We start from the raw sequence: 17,918 nt of genomic DNA on the forward strand, positions 1-17,918 counted from the left end.
ATCGACAGTACCCGCGCAGTCTATCCCGAGCGCGGCGTTACCAGTCCAGCTGCTTGGGCAGCAGGCCCTTGAGCTCGGCGTCGGTCAGGTTGCGCCACTGGCCGGGCTTGAGCGCGCCCAGCTTGATGTTGTCGATGCGCACCCGGCGCAGCTGGGTGACGCGGAACCCAAACGCGGCGGCCATCAGTCGGATCTGCCGGTTCAGACCCTGCTGCAGGGTGATCCGGAAGCCGAACTTGGCCAGCTTGCTGGTCCGGCACGGCAGCGTGACTTCGTCGCGGATGCGCACGCCCCGCGCCATGCCGCGCAGGAACTCATCGGTGACCGCCTTGTTCACCGCCACCATGTACTCCTTCTGGTGGCCATTCTCGGCACGCAGAATCTGGTTGACGATGTTGCCGTTGCTGGTCAGCAGGATCAGGCCTTCGGAATCCTTGTCCAGGCGGCCGATCGGGAAGATCCGCTGTTCGTGGCCGACAAACTCCACGATGTTGCCCTTGACCGAGCTTTCGGTGGTGCAGGTGATCCCCACCGGCTTGTTCAGCGCGATATAGACGTGTTTGCGGCCGCCGGCCTTCTTCGCCTCGCGGGCGCGCAGCGGCTGGCCATCGACCAGTACCACGTCCTGCTCGCCAACCACCGCACCGGTACCGGCGGGGTGCCCATTGACGGTGACGCGGCGCTCGCCGATCAGGCGGTCGGCTTCGCGCCGGGAACAGAAGCCGGTATCGGCGATGTGCTTGTTGAGTCGGATTGTCATGCGCCCATTATCGGGCAAAAGCCGCGTCCCGCTGCGGATTTCGCACGCGCCGCCGTTTCAGGCCGGCAACGGATCGCCGGCCGTGGTGGTGCGTTCCCCGTCATGGATCTGGTTGCGCCCGTTGCGCTTGGCGCAGTACATGGCGTGGTCGGCCCGGCGCAACAGACCGGCCAGGTCATCCGTACCGGGCTTGAGCACCGCCAGGCCGATGCTGGCCGACACCCGCAGCCCGTGAATGCCAAGGCCCTTGGCGACGGTGGCGACCTGTTGGCGGACGGTCTCCAGCCGGGCAACCGCGGCGGCGTGGCCAGCCCCAGGCAGCAGCACCAGGAACTCCTCCCCGCCCATCCGGATCACGTTGTCCTGGTTGCGTACGGCCCCGCGCAGGGCGCGGGCCACGGCCACCAGCACCTGATCGCCCATCTCATGCCCGAACTGGTCGTTGATGTCCTTGAACAGATCGATGTCCAGAAAGCCGATCGCCAACGGCATCGGCTCACGGCGCGCCTGCTCCAGGTACTCCGCGAGCAGGCGCAGGCCTGCGCGACGATTGGGCAGGCCGGTCAGCACGTCGGTGTCGGCCAACTGGCGCATTTCATCGCGCTGACGGCGCAGGCGGCCCAGGCGCAGATTGAGCGCGTAGGCCGCCATCATCAGGAACCAGGTGGTGGACAGCTGCAACGCCTCGATCCGGTACGCCACCAGCCATTGTGCGTTGAACGCATCGGCCACGATCATGATCCACCACGGTACCAGCGCCAGTAGACCCCGAAGCGCATACGCATCGCGCCGCGACAGACCCCACACACCCGCGCCGAGGCACAGCACGCAGCCGGCCATGAAGACCCATTCCAGCAGTTCGGACACCACGGCCAGACCGTCCGGCCCCCACAAAGGCACGGTCAGCCCCATCGCTACCAGTCCCCACAGCACCGCATGCTGGGCCGGGCGGGAGCGCGGCCAGCGACGGTCCCCACCGTTGAGGCGCCACAGGATGGGCAGCAGCAGCGCTTCGCTGAACGCGCTCAGCGCGACCAGCCACCACGAGGCGTGCTCGTGCACGGGCAGCCACGGCTCGGGATAGCCGCTCAAGCCCCCCAGCACCGCCTGCCACAGCACGAACACCACGCATGCGCCGACATACACCAGGAACGAGCGGTCGCGGGTGGTGAACCAGCCCATCAATGCCGACAGTGCCAGCGCGATCGCCACCGCGATGCAGGCCGCGCGCATCAGCAGCCGTGCCGTGTCGTTCTGCTGCACCGGGCTGGGCGCACCCAACTCGATGGTCGGGACCCAGCGCGGCTTGAGCGGTCGGGTCCAGGAGACCACGATCGGCTCGTGGTTGCCGGCCTCGGGTACCACCACCAGCCCGACACCGGCGCGGAACCGGGAATCGCGCGTGCGGGCGTCGTGCATGCTGCCGCAGATTTCGCGGTCGCCATGACTGATGCGGACCTCGCCGGTGAGCACGCCGAACACATCCACGGCCTGCGGTTTCCCCGACCAGCCCTGCAGCGGCGACGGAATCGACAGGACCTCCTGGTGGCGGGCCAGGACATCCGGCGCACAGGCACGCTGGGGCGTCACCTCATCGGTGGCCCCGCCGAGCAACAGAAAATCCTGCCCCACGGTCGGCGATGCGGCCTTCGCGCTCCATGGCAACAGCCACAGCAGCAGCATCAGCAGCACCACCCCGCTTGAAAACCCGCCCCCGTTGCTCACACCTGTGCCCCGCCCGCCCTTGGTCGTCAGTGGACACCCCGCCCGCCGCCGTCGGCCACGATTATCGCATCATGGCGTGCTGCGCCATGCATCCGATGACACACCGGCACGGGCCGCCCGCAGAGCGGGCTGGGTCATGCGTTCCAACGGAATCGGCCGCTCGATCGCGTACCCTTGCAGACCTTCCACCCCCATCTGCGCCAGTTGATCGGCCACCACCGCCGATTCCACCCACTCGGCGACCACCATCATGTGCAGTTCGCGCCCGACCTCGGTGATCGCGCGCACCGCGGCGCGGTTGACCGGATCCAGGTTCATATCGCGAACGAACACGCCATCGATCTTGAGCATGTCGGCCGGCAACTGGCGAAGGTAGCCGAACGAAGACAGCCCCGACCCGAAATCGTCCAGCGCCATCCGGCAGCCGCGCGCCTTCACCGCATCGATGAAGGTGCGCGCCTGCTCGATGTTGCTGACCGCTGCGGTCTCGGTGATCTCAAAGCACAGCTTGCGGGCCAGGCCACGGTTGCGCTCCAGCAGATCGGTGACGAAGGCCAGGAAACTGGGCTCGGCGATCGACTGCGCGGACACGTTGACGTTGCACAGGCCCAGCTGCTGCACGTGCGCAGGGCACACCTGCAGATGCCGGAACAACAGCGACAGCACGTGCCGGTCCAAGGACATGCCCATGCCGTAGCGCTCGACCGCGCCCATGAATTCCCCAGGCCCCTGCAGTACGCCTTCCGGGCTGCGCATGCGCACCAGCACTTCGTAATGCAGGAAGTCCGGATCGCCGACCCGTTCGATGCGCTGGGCGTACAGCAGCATGCGGTTCTCGGCGATCGCGCTGGAGACATTGGCCAACCGCTCCGCCTCACGCCGGCGCTCGTCCAGCGCCATGCGGCTCTCGTTGTAGCAATGCACGCGATTGCGGCCGGCCTCCTTGGCGGCATAGCAGGCGCTGTCGGCGGCACTCATGAGCCAGTTCACATCCGGCGCTTCCGCGGTAACCTCGACCACGCCGATGCTGCAGCTCACCTTGGGTGCCCCCTCGCCGTGCTGGAAGGCGACCTGGCCGAGGGTGCGGACCACCCGCTGCAGCACCTGCTTGGCCTCGTCCTGGGTGGCATTGGCCAGGAACAGAGCGAACTCGTCCCCACCCAGGCGCCCGACCCAGTCGCCATCGCGCACCGCGCCCACCAGGTAGTCGGCGAAGCTGCGCAGCAACTGGTCACCCGCCGCGTGGCCGAGACCATCGTTGACCAGCTTGAAGTAATCCAGGTCGATGTAGCACAGCGAGTGCGTGCCTCCCTCTGCCCGCACCGTCACCAGCGCCTGTTCCAGCAGCCGCTCGATTTCACGGCGGTTGATCAGCCCGGTGAGCGGATCGTGGCTGGCGTGGTGTTCCACCTCGCGCGCCAGCGCATGGTTCTGCGACACATCCTCGACCAGCGCGAACACCGCCGGCGCCCGTGCCCGCGTGCGCACCACTGTACCGCTCCAGCGCCCCCACATCAGGCTGCCGTCGGCACGCAGGAAGCGCAGCTCACCGGGGCGCAGCTGCCGCGGCCAGTCGATCCGGCCGTGCTCGTCCAGCACCAGTTCGCCGTCCACCAGGATATCGGCCAGCGACAGACTGAGCAGCGCCTCACGGCGATGGTCGAGGATATCGGCCATCGCCTGGTTGGCCTCGACGATCCCGCCTTCCTCGTCCAGTTTGAGCATGCCTACCGTGGCCTGGTAGAACGCTGCGCGGAACCGTCCTTCTTTTTCCGTGAGGTCGTTGCGCACGCGCCGCGCCAGCAGCACGGCGATCAGGGTGATGGCCAGCACCGACAAGCCGCCGACGATGAACGTCGTCATCCGGACCATCGCCGCAGTATGCAGCAACGCACCCGAGAACGCGCGGGCCTGGTTCTGCATGTCGACATCCAGTGCCTGCACCCGGCGCTGCAGTGCCTGCTGGACATCGGGCGTCAGGCTGCCGGCGAGATGCCCGGCCTGCACACGATCGGCGATGGCCACCAACGCCAGCAGATCGTCATCGGTACCGCGCCACAGGCGGACCGCGTCTCGGAAATACGGCTGATCACGCAGATAGCGATAGGACAGGATCAGCCGGTTGATATCACCGCGTGCGTTGCCGCCCTCGATGAAGCCCTGGCGCGCCGCGGCGATGTCCGGGTCGGCCTGCTCAAGGGCGCGTCGCGCGGAAAGATCACCCAAGGGCACCCGCAGCGCCTGCCGTGTGGCGGCCAGATCGTCGGACTCGCCGGAGGTGATGTAACGCGAGAGCGCGTGCGTGGCCTGTTGTTGGCCGCGTGACCAGTGGCTCTGGCCCATGATCCAGGCCGTGGACGCGGCCTGCAGTTCCTGGATCAGCGCGGAAATGCCGACCAGGCTGATTGCCATGCCGGTCAACAACACGAACCGCAGGGTCAGGCCCCGCGTGGAATACGGAACTGCGGTGACGCCTACATCCCTGCGACTTCCAACCATCGCCGATCCCCCCTGGGGCTGCGTATGTGGAAACTCATTCCATGTGGACCCGGTCCAATCCACAGGCTAGAACGCGCCATGTTGAGACGGCGCGAAGCCGCCCCGGTGGCAGGATGCCCTGCCAGAAACGACAACGCCAGCCCGAAGGCTGGCGTTGAGGCAATCACCCGGGGGCGATCAGAAGTTGCGCGGGCCGCGCGGCTTGAAGCCGTCACGACGCGGCGGACGGTCGTTGCCGCCCGGGCCGCTGCGCGGGCCGCCCGGACCACGCGGCTTGCCGCCAAACTTCGGCTTGAACGCCGGACGCGGCGACGGGGTCAGGTCTTCACCCGGCTCGACCTTGCGCATCTGAAGCTGCTGGCCGGACACCCACACCTTCTTGAGGTGGGTCAGCAGGTCCTGCGGCATTTCGGCAGGCAGGTCCAGCACCGAGAAGTCGTCATGGATATCGATGCGGCCGATGAAACGGCTTTCCAGGCCGGCTTCGTTGGCGATCGCGCCGACGATGTTGCCCGGCTTCACCCCATGGACATGGCCCACTTCAATGCGGAAGGTTTCCATGCCGGGCTCAGCGGCACCGCGCGGGGCGATGTCGCGGCGCGGGGCACGCTCGAAGCCGCCCTCGCTGTTGCCGAAGTCGCCTTCCGGACGCGGCGGACGCGGGCCGCGGTCGTCTTCACGGCGCGGGCCACGCTCGAAGCGCGGCTCGAAACGGGCCGGGCGCTCGCCACGGTCGTTGCTGCGCTCATTGCGCTGATGCGGGGCACGCTCTTCACGGGCACCACGGACCGGCGGGGTGAGCAGGAACGGCGAATCGCCCTGCAGGAGCTTGGCCAGCGCGGCGGCGATCTCGATCGCCGGCACGTTCTTCTCGCCTTCCAGCTTCTGCAGCAGGTCGCGGTAGAACTCTGTGCCACCGGCATCGAGGGCGTCGCTGATGCGGGTCATGAACTTGGTGATGCGGGTGTCGTTGACCGCGTCCACGCTCGGCAGCTGCATTTCTTCGATCGGCTGGCGGGTGGCGCGCTCGATCGCCCGCAGCATGCCCTTCTCGCGCGGGGTGGCGAACAGGATCGCGTCACCGGTGCGGCCGGCACGGCCGGTACGGCCGATGCGGTGCACGTAGCTTTCGGTGTCGTACGGGATGTCGTAGTTCAGCACGTGGCTGATGCGCTCCACGTCCAGACCACGGGCAGCCACGTCGGTCGCGACGAGGATGTCCAGCTTGCCTTCCTTGAGCATGCCGATGGTGCGCTCGCGCTGGGCCTGCTGCATGTCACCGTTGATGGCGGCCGCGGCCAGGCCGCGTGCCTGCAGCTTCTCGGCCAGCTCTTCAGTGGCGGCCTTGGTGCGCGAGAAGATGATCATCGCATCGAACGGTTCCACTTCCAGGATGCGGGTCAGCGCGTCCAGCTTGTGCATGCCGCTCACCCACCAGTAACGCTGGCGGATGTTGGCCGAGGTCGTCGTCTTGCTGACGATGGTGACTTCGGCCGGGTTCTTCAGGTAGGTCTGCGCGATGCGGCGGATCTGCGACGGCATGGTGGCCGAGAACAGGGCGACCTGACGGGTCTCCGGCAGCTTCTTCAGCACGGCTTCGACGTCGTCGATGAAGCCCATGCGGAGCATTTCATCGGCTTCGTCGAGCACCAGGGTCTTCAGCTCGGACAGGTCCAGGGTGCCGCGCTCGAGGTGATCGATCACGCGGCCCGGGGTGCCGACGATGACGTGCACGCCACGGCGCAGGGCCTGCAGCTGCTGGCCGTACGGCTGGCCGCCGTACACCGGCAGCACGCGGAAGCCGGGAATGCCGGAGGAATAGGTCTGGAACGCCTCGGCGACCTGGATGGCCAGCTCGCGGGTCGGCGCCAGCACCAGCACCTGCGGCTTGGTCTGGTTGAAATCGAGGTTGGACAGCACCGGCAGTGCGAAGGCGGCGGTCTTGCCGGTACCGGTCTGGGCCTGGCCCAGCACGTCACGGCCTTCCAGCATGGCCGGAATGGTGGCGGCCTGGATGGGCGACGGCGTTTCATAACCGACGGTCGCGACGGCCTGCATGACAGCGTCGGACAGGCCGAGATCTGCGAACAGCAGCGGCGTGGTGGAATCTTGGGACATGGGGAACTCCGAAACACCGCCGTTTTACGCGGCAGTGAGATAAAAAAGGGGGATGGTCCGCGCTTTGGGCGCCCTTTCTTATCGCGTGCCCTGGCGCTGCTCGGTCGGAGGAGAATTCACTCACTCAGGGGGCGATGATACCGCATCGTTCCTGAACAACGTATACAGATTCCAGGATGGATCCCGTTACGCCGCCTGCTGGCGCACAATACGCGCCCTTTTCCGGCCCGGCCCAACCGCTGCGCCTCTTCCCAGGATACCCCGCTCCATGCAGACCCTCGAATTTGAACTGGACCGCGACTACGTCGAGCTCAAGCAGCTGCTCAAGCTGGCCGACCTGGTCACCAGCGGGGGCGAAGCCAAGACCGTGATCGGCGACGGCCAGGTCCTGGTCGACGGCGAGGTCGAGCTGCGCAAAGCCTGCAAGATCCGCGCGGGGCAGCAGGTGCAGTTCGCCGATACGATCATCCACGTGATCGCCGACAGCGACGCGCCCTGACCGCTCCGGCAGTGCTCAGCGCAGTGTATCGCGCTGGGTCAGATGGGCCGTGATCAACTGGCGGAACGGGGCCACCCCGTGCGCCAACCGCAGGCCGGCCCGGCGCAGCAGCCGCGCCGGCAGGCGGTCATCGGTGTACAGCGAGGCGATCGCATTGGTGGCCTCGTAAAGCGGGCGCGAGGCCAACCGGTGCCCGCGCTGGTAAGCGGCCAGGTCGGCCGGTGCGGCGATATCCCGCCCCTGCCCCGCCGCCTGGCGCAGCATCCCGGCCAGTCGATGCTGGCTCTGCAGCCCCAGATTGAAGCCGTGTGCGGTGACGGGATGCATGCCGACGGCCGCATCGCCGATCAACGCGCAGCGATCGCCAGCGAACGCGTCGGCATACACCCCCACCAAGGGGTACGCCACCGGGGTGGCCACCGGCCGCATGGCGCCCAGCCGATGCTCGAAGAAGGCGCTGATGCTGCGGCCGAAGTCCGTGTCGTCCTGGGCCATCAAGGCCGCGATCTGCCGCGGCGGCAGGGTGATCACCGCCGAAGCCTGGTCGCCATTGAGCGGTAACAGGGCCATGGTGCGGCCGTAGCCGAACCACTCCCAGGCGGTGTGCTGATGCGGCACTTCGATCTGCATCCGGCAGACCAGCATGGATTTGCCGAAGTCGCGCAGCTGCGCGCCGATCCCGAGCAGGCGGCGGGTGGAGGAGAAGCGGCTGTCGGCCGCGACCACCAGGCGCGCACCCAACTGGCGGCCATCGGCCAGGGTAACGGTGCTGTGGGTGGGACCGGGGGCCACGGCGGTCACGCTGGCCTGGTCCAGGATTTCCAGCCCGGCCTGGCCCTGCACGCTCTGCCAGGCAGCGCGTCGGATAAGATGGTTGGGCACCAGCCAGCCCAGGTCGTCACCGGTGCGCTGGTGCGCGGCGAAGGTCAGCGCGAACGGCGAGCCGCCGTCCATCACCTTGGCATCGCGCAGCGGGGAAATCTCGGCCGGATCCAGCTGCGCCCACAGGCCCAGCGATTCCAGGATCTGGCGGGAGGCATGGGTGAGCGCGATCTCTCGACCGTCAAACGCCGCCTCGGCCAGTGCCGCACGCGGCTGCTGCTCGATCAGGGCGACGCTCAGGCCGGTATCGGCCAGCGCGCGTGCGAAGCACAGCCCGGTTGGGCCGGCACCTACCACCACCACATCCACTGACTGCATGATTCCATCCTGCCGTTGCGTGTCCGCTGCAGCTTAACGCCGCAGCGCCGGCACCGTCCTTGATCTGGATCAGGCGCGCCAGCGCCGGTTCACAGCAATGCCCACAGCAGCATGACGATCCCGAGCAGGGAGACCAGCCAGACCAGGCTGCGCACGTAAGGCACGCCCGCGGCGTACAGCGGCAGATAGATCAGACGTGCCCAGAAGTACAGCTGCACGGCCAACGCGGTCATCCCGTCCTGGCGCTGGGTCAGCACCACCGCCAGCACCGCCGCGGCGAAGAACGGGAAGGTTTCCATGAAGTTGCTCTGCGCACGCTGCAGGCGCCCGGCCAACGGGCCCGGCGGCGGCATCGGCTGATCGCGCGCCGACGCATTCCAGCCCACCCCGCGTTCGCGGGTGATCAGGGTGGATGGCGCGAACACATGCACGAGGCCCAGCAACATCGACCACACCAGCATCTGGATTTCGATACTCATCAGCGAAGACTCCGGCAATCAGGGGGTGGCGGCACGCACGCTGTAACCGGCCAGTCGCCAGATGCGGTCTTCATCAAACCGGAAGGAGACCAGTTCGCGCACCGGCTGGGCACTGTTGGCAAAGCGCGTGGGGAAGCTGACGTTGATGTACAGGCCCTCGGGCACGGTTGCGCCGGCGGCGTACTTCACCCGGGTCACCACCGGCTGGCCACGCGACGCCAATGCACCGAGGCGCTGGCGATCGGCCGTGAGCTGACTGACGAAGGCCTGTTCGGTCACCGATTTCTTCGCCACGGCGGAGGCGCCTCTCCAGGCCTCGCCCGCGCGGTTGGCATCGATCAGATGGGCGACCTGCAGTGCGGCAGCGCTCATCTCCGCATCCTGCTTCTGTACCTGCGCCTGCTGCGCCGGGCTCAGTGCCGGGCGTGCCGCAGGAGCGGTGGCGGGCGCCGCCGCAGGCGCGGGGCGCGCCGGGGCCGGCGCAGGCGTGGCCGGCGGCGGAGGCGTCTGGGCCAGCGCGGCGAATGGCAGCAGAGCGGACAACAGCAGCAGCGGAACACGCATCAGGACACCGTTGGCTGGAAGGAACTGCGCTCCAGTCTACGGGAAGGGCGTGAGTCCTCCGTCAGTTGCGCTCGGCCGCCTCGACCGGTGCGGGATGGGCATCGCCGAGGGTCTGCTCCACCGTCTCCGGCCGACCCGGTGCCGTCGTGTCCGGCAGCAGCGTGGAGACATCGATCTCCGACAGCGGGCTTTCGTCCGGGCAGGTTTCATCCGGAAAACCGAAGCGTTGCTTCAGCGCCTGGCCACAGCTGTTGACGGCCTCCAGTTCACTGCCTTCGCGCTTGCACTCCTGATCGAATGCGACCAGGAAGGCATCCTTGCGGCGCACGAACGCATCGCCACATTTACGCATCTGCTTGATCCGCTCCAGATCGTCCTGCACCGCGTTGGTGCCATCCAGCCCAAACTGACGCAGCTCCTCGGCCGTGAGCAGGCGCAGGCTGCGGTTGGGCACCGTCATCATCAGATCCGCCACGCCCACCGCCACGCCGTTGCGCTGCAGGTAATCCTTGACGTTGTCGTAGACCTCGTGGAGCTCGCGGTTGAGCTCGGCGCGCGAGGTCGCCTTGGAGCTGATCCGCATCATGCGGTGGATGCCGACCTTGCCCGACACCAAGCGGTTGTCGCCGGCAGCGAGCACGAACACGCAGGCGCTGTGGCAGACCGAGCCTTCGCGTACCCAGATCGTCCAGTTGGATTCGCCGATGCGATCCCCCGCCACGATGGCGGCTTCGACCTGGCCACCACTGGAATCCAGATCCAGGATGCGGCGCGAAATGCGCTGCGCATCGGCGACCACGGCCAGCCGCGCGACCAGTTCGGAGAACCCCGGATTGATCTTGCCTACATAACGCACGCGCAGCAGGCCACGTTCGGCACAGGGCTGCAGCGCGGCATCGATGCTGGTCCGATCCAGCGCCGCCAACGGTGCGCCATCACCTGCATCACCGGCATAGTCGGTATCGCAGCTGATCCATGCCTTGCCGTTTTCCAGGGCTGCTTCGGGCCAGTTCATATCACCGCGCTTGGGCGCAGGCGGCGGCGGTGGCGGCGCATCGGCGGCGTTGATCGAGACCATGTGGTCGCCATCGGCGGTCTGTGCCCGCACGGCCTTGTCGGCGGCAGTGACATTGCCCGGGTTTTCCAGCTGGCTGCAACCGGCCAGACCCAGACACAACAACGGCAACCACCACGACTTGAGCAACATGGACAACCCGGAATCCTTGCGAGGGGGAATACGCGGCAAAAGCAGCGCAGATGCACAGTCTAGTGCGCGACCGGCGCGGCGCGGCAACCTGTCCTGAACCGGGCGACCCAGGGTTGGCATTGGCGTCCGAAAATGGCGAGCCAGGCCCGCTTGCCGGGCATAGACTGGCCCCCATGGAGACCGCCCTGCCCTTGGACCACGCCGCCTGCGAAAGCGCCCGCCTCGCCCGCGACGCGCGCTTTGACGGGGTCTTCTTCACTGCCGTGCGCAGTACCGGCATCTACTGCCGACCGGTCTGCCCGGCACCGGCACCGAAACCCTCCAACGTGACCTACTACCCCACCGCAGCCGCCGCCGCGGCCGCGGGTTTTCGTCCCTGTCTGCGCTGCCGCCCCGAGTTGGCCCCCGAGGCGCAGGACGCACTCAATAATGAAACGCTGCAGCGCGCGCTCGCCCTGATCCACGATGGCTATCTGCAGGACCAGCCGGTGGCTGATCTGGCCACGCATGTCGGCCTGAGCGCCCGCCAACTGCAGCGCCTGTTCGTGGCCCGGCTCGGTGCGGCACCGGCGCAGATCCACGCCACCCGCCGGCTGTTGTTGGCCAAGCAACTGCTCACCGAAACCGCTTTGCCCGTCACCGATGTCGCCATGGCCTCCGGCTACAACAGCCTGCGCCGTTTCAACGCGGCCTTTCTGGACGGCTGTGGCATGCCTCCGACCGCGATCCGCCGCCAGCGCGGCGCGCTGACCGAGGGCACGCTGACCCTGCGCCTGGGCTACCGGCCGCCGCTGGATTTCACCGCGATGCTCGGCTTCCTGCGCCGCCGTGCGATTCCCGGCATCGAACAGATCGACGCGGACAGCTACCAGCGCGTGATCGGGCCGGCCGAGCGCCCCTCGCTGCTACGCGTGACCGCCGATCCACGGCGCCCGGAGCTGCTGCTGCAGCTGGGCCAGGTCGATCCGCGCGCGATTCCCGGCATCGTGCGCCGCGTGCGGCGCATCTTCGATCTCGATGCGGACCTGCGCATGGTGCACGCGACGCTGGCGCAGGAGTCGCTGCTCGCTGCGGGCATCGCGCAACGCCCAGGGCTGCGCGTGCCCGGCGGCTGGGACGGATTTGAAGTGGCCGTGCGCGCCGTGCTGGGCCAACAGGTCAGCGTGGCGGCCGCCGCCACGCTGGCGCGCCGGGTGGTGGACCGCTTTGGCGCCACCCTCAAGGGCATGCCGGCAGGACTGGACCGCCAGTTCCCCTCCCCGGAGGTACTGGCCGAGGCACCGCTGGAAACCATCGGGCTGCCGCGCACCCGCGCGGCCACCGTGCGTGCCGTCGCGCAGGCCGTGGTGGATGGCCGGCTCGATTTCCGTGCCGGCCAGTCGCTGGCTGGTTTCGTGGCGCGCTGCGTCGCTTTGCCCGGTATCGGCCCATGGACCGCGCATTACATGGCACTGCGTGCACTGGCGCTGCCCGATGCGTTCCCGGCCGGCGATCTGGTGCTGCAGCAGGTGCTCGGTGGTGATACGCGACTGAGCGAACGCGCCACCGAGGCCCGCTCACAGCCGTGGCGCCCCTGGCGGGCGTACGCCGTCCTGCATCTGTGGCATCTGGCCACACCGTCTTCGGGAGTAACCTCATGACCCTGCTCTACGACACCTTCGACAGCCCGATCGGCGCGCTCACCGTGGCCGGTGACAGCCAGGGCATCCACCACATCCTGTTCGAGACCAACCGTTACGACGCGAAGGGGCGCGAGCACTGGCAGCGCGATGCACATGCGTTGCGCGGAGCACGCGCGCAACTGCTGGAGTACCTGCACGGTGAGCGCGTGCGCTTCGATCTCCCACTCGCGCCGCACGGCACGCCATTCCAGCTGCGCGTGTGGAAGGCCTTGGCCGACATTCCGTTCGGCCAGACCTGGAGCTATGTCGAGCTGGCGCGGCATATCGACCATCCGACGGCCAGCCGGGCGGTCGGTGCCGCCAATGGCCGCAATCCGTTGCCGATCGTGCTGCCCTGCCACCGCGTGATCGGCAGCAGTGGTGCGCTCACCGGCTTCGGCGGCGGACTGCAGACCAAGGCGGCCCTGCTGCAGCTGGAAGCACGGCGAGATTCGCTGTTCGCCTAGTCGGTCATGCGCAGGGCCCGGGCGGTGTCGAGGGGCGTATGCCATGGGTTGTCTTCGACGCGTCACCGCCACGCACTATCATGTCGCGATGATTTCCGTCCGCCTTCCGCTGGCGCTTGCCGCCGCTCTTTCGCTGGCCGCCTGCGCCACCGCACCGTCTTCCCCGCCTGTCGCGTCTGCTGCGACCGTAGCCCGGAGCGTCCCGGCGCAGCAGCAGAAGCTGCTGCTGATTTCCATCGACGGCCTGCGGGCGGACATGCTCGACCGCGGCATCACACCGAACATCCGCCGGCTCATTGACGAGGGGGTGCGGGCGCAATGGATGACGCCGTCCTATCCCTCGCTGACGTTCCCCAACCACTACACGATCGTGACCGGCCTGCGGCCGGACCACCACGGCATCATCCACAACAGCATGCACGAGGACGCACTGGGCAGATTCCAGTTGCATGTGCGCGAATCGGTGGCCGATTCACGCTGGTGGGGCGGTGAGCCGATCTGGGTGGGTGCGGAAAAGGCTGGCGTGCGCACGGCCGTGTGGTCCTGGCCGGGCAGTGAGGCGGCGATCCAGGGCATCCGCCCCAGCCAGATCCATGGCTACGATGAGACCGTGACCCTGCCCGATCGCGTGGATCAGGTACTGGGCTGGCTGGACCAGCACGGCCCGCAGGCGCCGCGACTGGTGACGCTGTACATGGAGCAGGTCGACAAGGCCGGCCACAATCACGGCCCGGAATCGCACGAGTACGCCGCCGCGGTGACACTGGCCGACGGCGCGGTCGGTCGTCTGCTGGACGGTCTGCAGGCACGTGGCCTGGCCGAGGCCACCAACGTGATCCTGGTCTCCGACCACGGCATGGCCGGCGTGTCGGCCGGCCAGGTGGTGGCGACCGAAGACATGATCGATCCCGCCATTGCCGAGGAGATCTCGGTCGGCCAGTCGATCGGGTTCGCCCCGTTGCCGGGCAAGCAGGCGCAGGCCGAGCAGATACTGCTGGGCGCGCATGCCCAGTACGACTGCTGGACCCGCCAGACCCTGCCGGCGCGCTGGAAGTACGGCAGCAACCCGCGCATTCCGCCGATCGTCTGCCAGATGCACGAAGGCTGGGATGCCCTGACCCGCGAGCGCATCGCCAAACGCGGGCCGGGCGATCGCGGCTCCCACGGGTATGACAATGCGCTGCCGTCCATGCGCGCGGTGTTCGTGGCACGTGGCCCGGCGTTCAAACAGGGGCAGACCGTTCCTGCGTTCGACAACGTGGATGTCTACCCGCTGCTGACCCGCCTGCTGGGGATTCCAACTGCGCCCAACGATGGCGACGCCGAGCGACTGCTCCCTGCGCTGCGCTGAGCGCGCAGCGGTTTCGGCCGGAACGCGGACGAAAAAAAACGCGGCGCAAGCGCCGCGTTTTTCATGACCCGCCTGGCTGGATCAGCCGGCCTTGGCCACCGCTTTCTTGGCAACGGCCTTCTTGGCCGGCGCCTTCGTCACGGTCTTCTTGGCAACCGGCGCAGCTGCGCCCACGGCCGCCTTGCTCACGACGTGCGAACGCGAATTGCCGTAGCTGGCATTGAAGCGCTTGCCCTTGGCGGTCTTGCGGTCACCCTTACCCATGTCGTAACTCCTTAGTCTGAATGCTGCGAAATCTGATTACCCCGTACTGACACGGGTTCGGCGGGGCCGCCCTCTCAGGCGCCCCCGCGCACGATCGGAAAGCCTACCATGCGCGCTCTCAATGAGCACAGCTGGCGTCATGGACGTGGCCGTGGTTCAGCCGCAGATTCACCAGATGGGCCACGCCCACCAGCACACCGCCCAAGGTCATCACCACTGCATGCGGGACCGCCGAGTGGTGCAGCGGGCCGTACAACAGCCCCGCCCACAACGCGGTCAGGCCCGGAATCAGGAAGCCCAGCGCGCGCAGGGCGCCATGACGGCGCCAGCCCCAGACCAGGCTGAACAGCCCCAGCAGAGTGACGAAGCTCACCAGCGCAAGCTCCACGCCATCACTCATCCAGACCGACAGGCCCAGCGATGGGGCGGCGGCCAGCAGCACCGGGAGCACAGCGCAGTGCACGGCACACAGCAGCGAGCCGGTGGCACCGAAACGATCCAGCAGATGGCGAACACGAGCGAACAGGGGCATGACTTCCAGCAGGGTCGGCGAAGCGTTATGGAATAATATAACATCAATCCTGACGCGCTCCCCTGCCTCCCCCTGACTTGCCCTCCCCCGTTCCGCTACGGGATTCGCGCGCCCTACCATTGATATATTGTAACAATTGACCGAAGGCCCTTGCCCTATGCGCTCCAGCTCCCTCCTGCTCAAACCCCACGCCCTGTCACTGGCCCTTGCCGCCGCGATGCTGCCCTCCCTGGCCATGGCGGCGGACGCCCCAAGCAGCCACCGTGATGGTCACCTGACCGAACTGTCCACCGTGAAGGTCACCGCCTCGCCGCTGCAGGGCGATGCTGAATCGCTGGCGCGCCCGGTGGATGTGCTGGCCGGTGAGCGCCTGGACGAGCAGAAGGCCGGCACCCTCGGCGACACGGTGGCCAAGCTGCCCGGCGTGCAGAGCACCTTCTTCGGCCCCGGCGTCGGCCGCCCGATCATCCGCGGCCAGGAAGGCCCGCGCGTGGCAGTGCTGTCCAACGGCATGGGCAACATGGATGCCTCTACCGTCAGCGCCGACCATGCCACCAGCATCGAGCCGTTCCTGGCCGACCAGATCGAGGTCCTGAAGGGCCCGGCCACCCTGCTGTTCGGCAGCGGCGCGATCGGCGGCGCGGTCAACGTGGTCGACGGCCGCATCGCCCGCGAACTGCCGGACCGTCCGCTCAGCGGCCGCGCCGAACTGCGTGGCAATTCGGTCAATGACGAGCGCAGCGGCATGTTCCGCCTGGACGGTGTCAGCGGCAACGTCGTGCTGCATGTGGACGGCCTGGTCCGCAACGGCGATGACTACCGCATTCCCGGCTACGCGGTGATCGATGGCCTGGAAGATCACAGCGGCCACGACCATGAGGAAGGCGACACCGACGAACCGCGCCGCGGCCGTCTGGACAACAGTTCGGTCCGCACCCGCGCCGGCGGCGTCGGTGCCACCTGGCTGGGCGATGACGGCTACTTCGGTGTGTCCGCCAGCACCTACCGCACCAACTACGGCATTCCCAACGGCGCGCACGTGCATGCCGACGACGACCATGATCATGACCACGATCACGACCATGGCGACGAGGAAGAGGGCGACGAGCACGACGTCCGCATCGACATGGTGCAGAACCGCTTCGAAGCCAAGGGCGGCATCTACCAGCCGACCTCGTTCCTGAAGAACATCAGCCTGCGTACCGCCTACACCGATTACGAGCACACCGAACTCGAAGCCGGCACGCCGGCCACGCGCTTCACCAACCGTGGCATCGAAGGCCGCCTGGAAGCCGTGCAGGAGCAGATCGGCGGCTGGGACGGCGCCTTCGGCCTGCAGTTCGGCAACAGCGACTTCGGTGCCAAGGGCGAGGAAGCGTTCGTGCCGGATACCGCGACGAAGAACATCGGCCTGTTCGTGCTGCAGGAAAAACAGTTCGGTCCGTTCAAGCTGGAACTCGGTGGCCGCCATGACCAGGTCAAGCTGGACCCGACCGGCGATTACCGCGCCCGCAGGTTCGACGCCACCAACCTCTCCGCCGCCGGCATCTGGACGCTCAACGACGCCGTCGACCTGCGCTTCGGCATCGACAGTTCCGAGCGCGCACCGACCAACGAAGAGCTTTACGCCGCCGGTGCGCACATCGCCACGCGCTCGCTGGAAATCGGTGATGCCAACCTGAAGACCGAGCGTGGCCAGCGCGTTGAACTGGGCATCCACACCCACAGCGACCGCGTCGACTTCTCCGCCTCGATCTACCAGACCAAGTTCAAGGACTTCATCTACCTGGCCGACACCGGCGTGGTCGAATCGCTGCCGGTCCGCCTGTGGACCCAGCAGGACGCCACGTTCAAGGGTGCCGAAGCCGAAGCCCTGTTCCATCTCTTCGAAGGCAACGCCGGCGATTGGGATCTGCGTGTGTTCGGCGATTACGTCAAAGCCGAACTGGATGGCAGTGGCAGCCGCAGCGTCGACATCGCCGTCCCGCACGGTGATCACAACCACAACTACACCGTGGATCTGGCCAACACCGGCTACCTCCCGCGCATCGCCCCGGGCCGTGTCGGCGCGGACCTGCGCTGGTCCAGGGATGGCTGGCGCGCCTCGGTGGGTGCCGTGCGCTACAGCAGCCAGAAGGACGTCGCCCAGAACGAGGCGCCGAGCAACGGCTACACCCTGGTGGATGCCCACTTTGCTTACCGCTGGGACCGTACCGACAGCAACAGCTATGAGGTCTTCCTGGACGGCAACAATCTGACCAACCGTGAAGTCCGCCCGCACACCTCCCTGCTGCGGGATTACTCCCCGCTGCCGGGCCGTGGCGTCGCCTTTGGCATCCGCGCCTACTTCTGATCGATTGACGGGGTGGTTGCATTACCCGAGGGGGGCCGAAAGGCCCCCCTTTTTTTGCGTCTTTGCACAACTGCGCATCGCCCTGCGCGACCGCAGCGACTGGTACCTGCACCTGGTCTTTTTTCACCTGCGGCCCGCACATCGCGTTCCTGGTCACCCGCGTGCGCGGCGACGTCGCCCCGCGGTTACCTCACCTGCCGTCCACATTGCCAAGCGCGCGCCAACCTACGCGCGTGACA

15 protein-coding genes are annotated in these 17,918 nt (G+C 67.5%); 5 read left to right on the forward strand and 10 right to left on the reverse strand.

What is annotated here, in order from left to right:
• Nucleotides 1-37 precede the first annotated feature (37 nt).
• The 4 genes from AC13F7_RS08360 to AC13F7_RS08375 all read right to left on the reverse strand — a co-directional run bounded on the left by AC13F7_RS08360 (nt 38) and on the right by AC13F7_RS08375 (nt 7,102).
• On the reverse strand, nt 38-760 hold the full coding sequence (locus AC13F7_RS08360; RefSeq protein WP_123728735.1) for a pseudouridine synthase: 723 nt from the start codon (nt 758-760) through the stop codon (nt 38-40).
• Between the two features lie 57 nt (nt 761-817).
• Nucleotides 818-2,443, reverse strand: coding sequence for a sensor domain-containing diguanylate cyclase (locus AC13F7_RS08365; RefSeq protein ID WP_483000130.1), 1,626 nt, complete (start codon nt 2,441-2,443; stop codon nt 818-820).
• Between the two features lie 111 nt (nt 2,444-2,554).
• Nucleotides 2,555-4,984, reverse strand: coding sequence for a putative bifunctional diguanylate cyclase/phosphodiesterase (locus AC13F7_RS08370; protein ID WP_482999828.1), 2,430 nt, complete (start codon nt 4,982-4,984; stop codon nt 2,555-2,557).
• Nucleotides 4,985-5,161: 177 nt separating this feature from the next.
• Nucleotides 5,162-7,102, reverse strand: a complete 1,941-nt coding sequence (locus AC13F7_RS08375) for a DEAD/DEAH box helicase (RefSeq protein WP_482999829.1) — start codon at nt 7,100-7,102, stop codon at nt 5,162-5,164.
• Nucleotides 7,103-7,370: 268 nt separating this feature from the next.
• On the opposite strand from AC13F7_RS08375, the gene AC13F7_RS08380 reads away from it, so the two are divergent.
• Complete coding sequence (locus AC13F7_RS08380) at nt 7,371-7,601, forward strand: RNA-binding S4 domain-containing protein (protein ID WP_482999830.1); 231 nt, start codon at nt 7,371-7,373, stop codon at nt 7,599-7,601.
• Between the two features lie 15 nt (nt 7,602-7,616).
• On the opposite strand, the gene ubiM is transcribed toward AC13F7_RS08380, so the two are convergent.
• The 4 genes from ubiM to AC13F7_RS08400 form a co-directional block, all read right to left on the reverse strand.
• Nucleotides 7,617-8,801, reverse strand: a complete 1,185-nt coding sequence (gene ubiM / locus AC13F7_RS08385) for a 5-demethoxyubiquinol-8 5-hydroxylase UbiM (protein ID WP_482999831.1) — start codon at nt 8,799-8,801, stop codon at nt 7,617-7,619.
• A gap of 89 nt (nt 8,802-8,890) precedes the next feature.
• Nucleotides 8,891-9,280 (reverse strand): MAPEG family protein, encoded by a 390-nt coding sequence (locus AC13F7_RS08390; RefSeq protein WP_482999832.1) that lies wholly within the window; start codon nt 9,278-9,280, stop codon nt 8,891-8,893.
• A gap of 18 nt (nt 9,281-9,298) precedes the next feature.
• Complete coding sequence (locus tag AC13F7_RS08395) at nt 9,299-9,844, reverse strand: DUF4019 domain-containing protein (protein WP_482999833.1); 546 nt, start codon at nt 9,842-9,844, stop codon at nt 9,299-9,301.
• A gap of 61 nt (nt 9,845-9,905) precedes the next feature.
• A complete protein-coding gene (locus tag AC13F7_RS08400) occupies nt 9,906-11,048 on the reverse strand; it encodes a COG3904 family protein (protein WP_481468590.1) in 1,143 nt (380 codons plus the stop codon).
• A gap of 176 nt (nt 11,049-11,224) precedes the next feature.
• Here AC13F7_RS08400 and AC13F7_RS08405 point away from each other — a divergent pair, with 176 nt between their 5' ends.
• The 3 genes from AC13F7_RS08405 to AC13F7_RS08415 all read left to right on the forward strand — a co-directional run bounded on the left by AC13F7_RS08405 (nt 11,225) and on the right by AC13F7_RS08415 (nt 14,530).
• Nucleotides 11,225-12,691, forward strand: a complete 1,467-nt coding sequence (locus tag AC13F7_RS08405; protein WP_482999834.1) for an AlkA N-terminal domain-containing protein — start codon at nt 11,225-11,227, stop codon at nt 12,689-12,691.
• Nucleotides 12,688-13,179: a methylated-DNA--[protein]-cysteine S-methyltransferase gene (locus tag AC13F7_RS08410; protein WP_482999835.1), complete on the forward strand. Its 492-nt coding sequence runs from the start codon at nt 12,688-12,690 to the stop codon at nt 13,177-13,179. The genes AC13F7_RS08405 and AC13F7_RS08410 overlap by 4 nt, the downstream gene beginning before the upstream one ends.
• Before the next feature lie 88 nt (nt 13,180-13,267).
• Nucleotides 13,268-14,530: an alkaline phosphatase family protein gene (locus tag AC13F7_RS08415; RefSeq protein ID WP_482999836.1), complete on the forward strand. Its 1,263-nt coding sequence runs from the start codon at nt 13,268-13,270 to the stop codon at nt 14,528-14,530.
• A gap of 81 nt (nt 14,531-14,611) precedes the next feature.
• On the opposite strand, the gene AC13F7_RS08420 is transcribed toward AC13F7_RS08415, so the two are convergent.
• Both AC13F7_RS08420 and AC13F7_RS08425 read right to left on the reverse strand, forming a co-directional pair.
• On the reverse strand, nt 14,612-14,794 hold the full coding sequence (locus tag AC13F7_RS08420) for a 30S ribosomal protein THX (RefSeq protein ID WP_019184443.1): 183 nt from the start codon (nt 14,792-14,794) through the stop codon (nt 14,612-14,614).
• Between the two features lie 118 nt (nt 14,795-14,912).
• Nucleotides 14,913-15,326, reverse strand: coding sequence for a MerC domain-containing protein (locus AC13F7_RS08425; RefSeq protein ID WP_121041406.1), 414 nt, complete (start codon nt 15,324-15,326; stop codon nt 14,913-14,915).
• 157 nt (nt 15,327-15,483) lie between these two features.
• On the opposite strand from AC13F7_RS08425, the gene AC13F7_RS08430 reads away from it, so the two are divergent.
• Nucleotides 15,484-17,679 carry a TonB-dependent receptor gene (locus AC13F7_RS08430; protein ID WP_482999837.1) on the forward strand — a complete coding sequence of 732 codons (2,196 nt, stop codon included), beginning with the start codon at nt 15,484-15,486 and terminating at the stop codon, nt 17,677-17,679.
• Nucleotides 17,680-17,918: the final 239 nt, after the last annotated feature.

It is taken from the genome of Stenotrophomonas sp. K-6 (genome assembly GCF_056861555.1).

Coding starts and splice junctions, on each gene's coding strand:
- AC13F7_RS08415 (WP_482999836.1), top strand. CDS start 13,268: ATGATTTCCGTCCGCCTTCCGCTGGCGCTTGCCGCCGCTCTTTCGCTG.
- AC13F7_RS08375 (WP_482999829.1), bottom strand. CDS start 7,102: ATGTCCCAAGATTCCACCACGCCGCTGCTGTTCGCAGATCTCGGCCTG.
- AC13F7_RS08395 (WP_482999833.1), bottom strand. CDS start 9,844: ATGCGTGTTCCGCTGCTGCTGTTGTCCGCTCTGCTGCCATTCGCCGCG.
- AC13F7_RS08425 (WP_121041406.1), bottom strand. CDS start 15,326: ATGCCCCTGTTCGCTCGTGTTCGCCATCTGCTGGATCGTTTCGGTGCC.
- AC13F7_RS08365 (WP_483000130.1), bottom strand. CDS start 2,443: ATGCTGCTGCTGTGGCTGTTGCCATGGAGCGCGAAGGCCGCATCGCCG.
- AC13F7_RS08360 (WP_123728735.1), bottom strand. CDS start 760: ATGACAATCCGACTCAACAAGCACATCGCCGATACCGGCTTCTGTTCC.
- AC13F7_RS08410 (WP_482999835.1), top strand. CDS start 12,688: ATGACCCTGCTCTACGACACCTTCGACAGCCCGATCGGCGCGCTCACC.
- AC13F7_RS08390 (WP_482999832.1), bottom strand. CDS start 9,280: ATGAGTATCGAAATCCAGATGCTGGTGTGGTCGATGTTGCTGGGCCTC.
- AC13F7_RS08380 (WP_482999830.1), top strand. CDS start 7,371: ATGCAGACCCTCGAATTTGAACTGGACCGCGACTACGTCGAGCTCAAG.
- AC13F7_RS08420 (WP_019184443.1), bottom strand. CDS start 14,794: ATGGGTAAGGGTGACCGCAAGACCGCCAAGGGCAAGCGCTTCAATGCC.
- AC13F7_RS08405 (WP_482999834.1), top strand. CDS start 11,225: ATGGAGACCGCCCTGCCCTTGGACCACGCCGCCTGCGAAAGCGCCCGC.
- ubiM (WP_482999831.1), bottom strand. CDS start 8,801: ATGCAGTCAGTGGATGTGGTGGTGGTAGGTGCCGGCCCAACCGGGCTG.
- AC13F7_RS08430 (WP_482999837.1), top strand. CDS start 15,484: ATGCGCTCCAGCTCCCTCCTGCTCAAACCCCACGCCCTGTCACTGGCC.
- AC13F7_RS08370 (WP_482999828.1), bottom strand. CDS start 4,984: ATGGTTGGAAGTCGCAGGGATGTAGGCGTCACCGCAGTTCCGTATTCC.